We start from the raw sequence: 6,637 nt of genomic DNA, 5'->3' as shown, positions 1-6,637 counted from the left end.
ATCAACCAGCTGTTGAACAAGACTTTCATGTGCCATATCATTTTTAGCCACCATCAATAGACCTGAGGTATCCTTATCAATACGGTGTACAATACCAGGGCGCATAACGCCATTAATCCCAGATAAATCCTTGCAATGAGCCATTAAACCATTCACAAGCGTTCCAGTCGGATGACCTGGTGCAGGGTGAACGACCATGCCTCTTGGTTTATTCACGACTAATACATCAGCATCTTCATAATAAATCTCAAGGTTCATTTCTTCAGGAACCACATCAAGTTCTGTCAACTCAGGAACAATTACCACAATTTCATCACCAGGTGATGCCTTGTAATTCGTTTTAACCTTCGATCCATTAACTAGAACCGCGCCCTCTTTTATAAATATTTGCACTTGACTGCGTGACCATTCATCGTTTAACAACGATATGACTTTATCAATCCGTTCACCTTTATGTGTTTCATCTATGCTGTACGTATAATTATCCATTTAATTTCTCCTTAGTGATTTTTTCCTCAAAAAGCATGAAGATAACCAATAAGGCTACCCCGATGCAAAGGGCGGAATCTGCGATGTTGAAAATTGGGAAACTGTAGTCAAAAATATAGATGTGAATAAAGTCTACCACTTCTTGATGAATCACCCTGTCGATAAAGTTCCCAATGGCTCCGCCTAACATTAAACACAAACCAATAGCTAGAATACCGCTTTTCTTCGCCATTGTTTGAATATAGTAGACCAAACCGATGATCACAACTAACGTGACAAGATAGAAGAACCAAAATTGGCCCTCAAGAATTCCCCAGGCAGCACCTGTGTTTCGATGTGACGTTATATAAAATAAATTTTCAATGACAGTAATGCTGTCTCCATATTCCATATTGTTAACAATCAGCCACTTTGTCAGTTGGTCAAAACCGATGACAATTAAGGCAATGATATAATATATCACACTAGAAACCCCCAAACTAGCACATTCGTTTCTTTTGAATTGTAGCATAATACGCAATAATTGCCTAATGAAGTTCATACTTTTTCAAAAAAACGGACAATCCTCATTAGGCTTGTTATACATATAAAATGGGAGCTGGACTATCACCAGCTCCCACTTCTACCACCTATTTTAGTTTGCAAATGTTTCTTCTACAACCTGTGCACATCGAGTACATAGAGTTGGATGTTTTTCGTCCTTACCTACTGTTTCAGAAACATTCCAGCAGCGTTCACATGTCTCTCCATGTGCTTTTGTAACTAGAATCGCAATTTCCTCTAGTTTCAGTGCTTCTTCTGGGGCTTCAGAAATTGTGCCGCCAATTTCAAATTTCGAAACGATGAATAATTGTTCAGGGCTCTCTTGAATACTGTCAAGCAGTGTTTTGGTCTCTGCATCGACATATACTGTAATCTTCGCATTTAATGATTTTCCAATGATTTTTTGATTACGAGCGAATTCAAGAGCTTTCAAGACATCATTACGAAGGTCCATAAACGCATTCCATTTCGCTTCAATTTCCATAGCATTCACAATTTCACGCTCTTCAGGCATTAGAGTTAACTGAACGTTTTCCTCGTGATTACCTGGAATGAACTCCCACACTTCATCAGCTGTATGAGGAAGAATTGGCGCAACCAGTTTAGTAAGACTAAGGACGGTTTCATAAAGAACCGTTTGAACACCTCTGCGTTCAGTACCATTTGGTGTCTCACAGTATAGGATGTCTTTCGCATAGTCAAGGTAGAATGAACTCAAATCCAGCGTACAGAAATTATTAATTTGCTGATAAATATTGGCGAATTCATAATGATCATAAGATGTCTTCGCTTGCTTAACCAGCTTATTTAATTTTATGAGCATGAATTGGTCGACTTCTTTAAGATCATCGTAAGAAACTTTATCATTTTCTGGATTAAAGCCATCCAAGTTACCCAAGAGGAATCTAAAAGTATTACGAATTTTACGGTATACATCGGCAACCTGCTTCAGAATCGGATCAGATACTCGGACATCTGCCTGATAATCGACAGAAGCAACCCATAGACGTAAGATATCTGCTCCTAATTGATTCATTACTTTTGCTGGAATAACGACATTTCCAATTGATTTACTCATTTTGCGTCCTTCACCATCCAGTGCAAAACCATGGCTTAGAACCCCTTTGTACGGTGCTTTTCCAGTAACAGCAACACCTGTAGAAAGTGAAGAGTTAAACCAGCCGCGATACTGATCACTTCCTTCAAGATATAAATCAGCTGGACGTTGTAAGTCACTGCGTTCTTCTAGTACTGCTTGGTGAGATGAGCCTGAATCGAACCAAACATCCATGATATCTGTCTCTTTAGTGAAAAGGCCATTCGGGCTGTTCTCATGTACAAAGCCTTCTGGTAATAATTCTTTTGCTTCACGCTCGAACCAAATATTTGATCCATGTTCACGGAAAAGGTTTGATACATGGTCAATTGTTTCATCAGAGATAATCGGATCGCCATTTTCAGCGTAGAACACTGGAATTGGAACTCCCCACGCACGTTGACGAGAAATACACCAATCTCCACGGTCACGAACCATATTATGAAGACGTGTCTCTCCCCATGCCGGCACCCATTTTGTATCTTCAACAGCTTTTAACAGCTCGCCGCGGAAATCTTTAATCGATGCAAACCACTGTGCTGTTGCACGGAAAATGGTTGGTTTTTTCGTACGCCAATCGTGTGGATATGAGTGTGTAAAGAATGATAAATTCAATAACGCGCCCGCTTCTTTTAATTTATCGGTAATTGCTTTATTTGCTTTATCATAGAACAATCCAGCAAACTCGCCAGCTTCTTCTGTCATCACGCCTTTTTCATCAACTGGACATAATACATCTAAGCCATACTTTTGACCGATGATAAAGTCATCTTCCCCGTGTCCTGGAGCAGTATGAACACAGCCAGTTCCAGCTTCTGTTGTAACATGGTCACCCAGCATAACTAATGATTCACGCTCGTATAAAGGATGCTTAGCTGTTGCACGATCAAGTTCTGATCCTTTGACTGTTTTTACGATTTCAGGATTTTCCCAACCGATTGCTTCCGCTGCTTTTTCAAGAAGAGCTTCTGCCACAAGGAATTTATCCTCTCCCACAGCAACGACAACGTAATTTAAGTCAGGATTCAACGAAATTCCCAGGTTAGCTGGAATCGTCCATGGAGTTGTTGTCCAGATCACGATTTTAACGCCTTCGTCAATTACACCTTTACCATCGATTACTTCAAAAGCAACATAAATAGAAGGTGATTTGATATCTTGGTACTCAATTTCCGCTTCTGCTAGTGCTGATTCACTTGAAGGAGACCAATAAACTGGTTTACGCCCTTTGTAGATGTACCCTTTTTTCGCCATTTCGCCGAAGACTTTAATTTGTTGTGCTTCGTATTCAGGCTTCAACGTGATATATGGATTATCCCAATCGGCCCGCACACCTAGACGTTTAAATTGTTCACGCTGACTATCCACTTGCTCAAGCGCATACTCTTCACACAATTTACGGAATTCAGCAATGCTCATTTCTTTCCGCTTTACCCCTTTTTTCGTCAAGGCTGTTTCAATCGGCAAACCATGTGTATCCCAGCCTGGTACGTAAGGTGCTTGGAAGCCGCTCATAGATTTGTAACGGACAATAAAGTCCTTTAGGACCTTATTTAACGCGTGGCCCATATGGATATCTCCATTCGCGTATGGAGGACCATCATGCAGAATGAACAGTGGACGTCCTTCTGTATGTTTTTGTACCTTCTGATAGATATCTTCTTCTGCCCATTTAGCTTGAATAGCTGGCTCTCTATTAGGCAGATTACCCCGCATTGGGAATTCTGTTTTCGGCATTAGTAATGTATCTTTGTATTCCATCTTTTTTCCTCCGTTCTAAATTTAACCATTGATTTATACAGCTTGAAACATCAAAAAAAGGCTTTCTCATCCCTATAAAAAAGGGACGAGAAAGCCTTTTCCCGCGGTACCACCCTGGCTAGACTAAGCACATGTGCTTTGGTCCTCTCAAGCATTCGTAACGTGAATAAGACGCTTTATTTACTTCTGCCATAAAAGCAGGTTCAATTCAGAGCTCCAGGGTGATCCAATTTCTTCTGCTTATGCCGGACTTGCACCATCTCCGGCTCGCTGATATAAGTCGTGAAAGAAATTCTTTCCCTATCTTCGCTGATTATTAGTTGTTATTGTGAAAAAAGTATAGCGAATCCTCAGCCGTCAGTCAAGAGGGACCTGAAAAAAATAGCAGTTAAAAGAGAAACTACTCTTTATTCTTCATCTCTAAAGCTGTCGGCGGCGTCGATTTGATATTCCATCAAATGGTCCCAATCATCACTATCCAATAAATCCAGCTGTGCTTCAACAAGCATTTTAAATCGTGTACGGAACACTTTGGACTGTTTTTTCAGCTCTTCAATTTCATTCGAAATTTTTCTTGATTTACTTAATGATTCATTAACAATTCGATCTGCATTTTTTTCTGCTTCTTTAATAATTAATTTCGATTCTTTTTGGGCGTTACGTTTAACTTCTTCTGCTGCTTCTTGGGCAATAATAATCGATTTATTGAGTGTTCCCTCGATATTCGTAAAATGCCCCAAGCGATCGTACACTTCGTTTAATTTTTCTTCGAGCTCTTTCTTTTCTCTAAGAATAATTTCATAATCCTTGATTATCTGATCGAGAAATTCGTTTACTTCATCCTCGTCATACCCGCGGAATCCTTTATTAAATTCCTTATTATGTATATCTATCGGGGTTAAGGGCATAAGGCACCTCCAGAACAAAATTCTAGTCTATTTAATATTATACTATACTACCTTTCGACAGGAAGCACGTTATTCCTTCTTATTTTATCACAAATCTGCTTATTTCTTCATTCCAAGTGTCATTCTATATTTATCTTTCTTCGTTTTACCATCAATGGAGATAATTTTCACACGGCCAAACCCTCTTACCGAAAGTACGTCACTTTCTCTGCATTCAGCAGAAACATTCTCAGTGACTCTAAAATTAACTTTCACCTTGCCGGCTTTAATTAACGTCTGTACCTTTTGCCGAGACTGGTTTAATCCCGTGGAAAGGACAGCGTCAAGCCTAAGAGAACTCACCGTATGGGTCTCTTCCTGCCATTGTTCTTTGGGAACCAAGATAGAGGTGAGAGGGAGTGGTTCGATGGTTACTGAGGAATTTCCGATTTTTTCAAGGTTTACAGCAAGATATGAATCAATTTCTTTTGCTGCGACGAATTGAATACTTTCGTCGTTAATCAGGATATCGCCGAATTTTTCCCGTTGGATTCCGAGTGACATTAATGTCCCAAGAATTTGCCTATGCTCAAGGGTTAGGAATTTTTTTGGATACCTAATTTTATATAAAGCGATTTGATAATCGGCTTCTTCCGGAGAATAATAGTCTGGATAAAGTAATGCTCGTTTCCGCTCTACTCCGTCACCACCCCCAAAGAAAGCCAACATAACCTCGGAATCTTTTCCAACTATGGAGCTAAGAATAAATTGTTCCCTAGGATCGAGAAAACCCATCAGCTTTGGCGCGTAGGTTCCTTTCACCTGCTCGACCATCCCTGAGGCTTGATCAATAAATTCCTTTTCCTCTGGTCTGAAGTGCTGGTAAATAGACATCATCTGCTCCTTAAGCAATTCTTTTAACTATGATTAACTATTAAAAAAGCCCAGCCTGAAGTATCTAACTTCCTTTACCAAACATACTCCAAATGCAAAAATTGGGTTACGTTCAAAGATATAGATCTTAGGCCAGACTACAAATTAGCGCCTGTTAGACAATCCAGTGACCAAGCTGAGCTAGACCGCTTCCCGCCAAATTCAGTACAATCAGCGCGACAAGCGGAGACAAATCAAGCATCCCGATTGGCGGAACGAACTTACTGAAAGGTGCTAAGTAAGGTTCACAAATTGTTGCTAAAAAACGTCCGATTGCCGTTTCACGGGCATTTGGAAACCAAGACATTAAGATGTAGATAATTAATGCAAAGGAATAGATTTCAATTACAGATGCAATGATACTTAATACTAACAACATTTAGTTTTACCACCTCGATTCTTCGTACTCCTCTTCAACAGTAAAACCAGTAATATTACCGGAAACATCTACATTAGGGGGAGTACATAAGAAAATATCTGTACCTATTTTTTGGATATCCCCACCAATAGCATAAACTGTTCCGCTTAGAAAATCGACAATTCGTTTAGCTTGATCATGCTGAATACGCTGCAAATTAACTACAACAGCCCGATGGCTTTTCAAATTGTCAGAGACCTCCTGCGCTTCGGAGTATGCACGTGGTTCCAATAATACTACTTTAGAAGATTTCTGCACACTTTGCAAACTTACGATATTCTGATTTGATGAATGCGTGTTTTGATTCTGCTTAGAACCCTTGACTACCTTAGGTTCAAACGGTTCTTCTTTCATGTTTTCTTCTTTCATTTCATATTCATATTCGTCATCCAGCGCAAAGAATGATTTAAACTTCGATACAATCGTCATATCTTTTCCTCCTTAAGAATCTTCGCCAACTAATGCGGTTCCTATGCGGATCATCGTTGCGCCTTCCTCTATGGCTATTTC

Annotated in this window: 7 protein-coding genes; all 7 read right to left on the bottom strand. The window is 39.8% G+C overall.

What is annotated here, in order from left to right; all coding sequences use genetic code 11:
* A partial coding sequence (locus AC52RT_RS05985) for a pseudouridine synthase (RefSeq protein WP_495539900.1) occupies window positions 1–489 on the bottom strand: 489 nt, incomplete at its 3' end.
* Window positions 482–1,000, bottom strand: a complete 519-nt coding sequence (gene lspA / locus AC52RT_RS05980) for a signal peptidase II (RefSeq protein ID WP_495539899.1) — start codon at window positions 998–1,000, stop codon at window positions 482–484. The genes lspA and AC52RT_RS05985, both read right to left, overlap by 8 nt.
* A gap of 123 nt (window positions 1,001–1,123) precedes the next feature.
* A complete protein-coding gene (gene ileS / locus AC52RT_RS05975) occupies window positions 1,124–3,889 on the bottom strand; it encodes an isoleucine--tRNA ligase (RefSeq protein WP_495539898.1) in 2,766 nt (921 codons plus the stop codon).
* Between the two features lie 407 nt (window positions 3,890–4,296).
* On the bottom strand, window positions 4,297–4,797 hold the full coding sequence (locus tag AC52RT_RS05970) for a DivIVA domain-containing protein (protein WP_040374019.1): 501 nt from the start codon (window positions 4,795–4,797) through the stop codon (window positions 4,297–4,299).
* A 99-nt stretch (window positions 4,798–4,896) separates the two neighbouring features.
* A complete protein-coding gene (locus AC52RT_RS05965) occupies window positions 4,897–5,670 on the bottom strand; it encodes a YlmH family RNA-binding protein (RefSeq protein ID WP_495539897.1) in 774 nt (257 codons plus the stop codon).
* Window positions 5,671–5,824: 154 nt separating this feature from the next.
* The gene (locus AC52RT_RS05960; protein WP_340849520.1) at window positions 5,825–6,088 is read right to left on the bottom strand and encodes a YggT family protein; all 264 of its coding nucleotides are present in this window, start codon (window positions 6,086–6,088) and stop codon (window positions 5,825–5,827) included.
* A 6-nt stretch (window positions 6,089–6,094) separates the two neighbouring features.
* Window positions 6,095–6,556 (bottom strand): cell division protein SepF, encoded by a 462-nt coding sequence (locus tag AC52RT_RS05955; RefSeq protein ID WP_495539896.1) that lies wholly within the window; start codon window positions 6,554–6,556, stop codon window positions 6,095–6,097.
* Between the last annotated feature and the right edge of the window lie 81 nt (window positions 6,557–6,637).

Source organism: Peribacillus sp., from assembly GCF_059453735.1.
The sequence above is the reverse complement of the archived record's forward strand: the minus strand, read 5'-3'. Positions and strand labels throughout refer to the sequence as shown.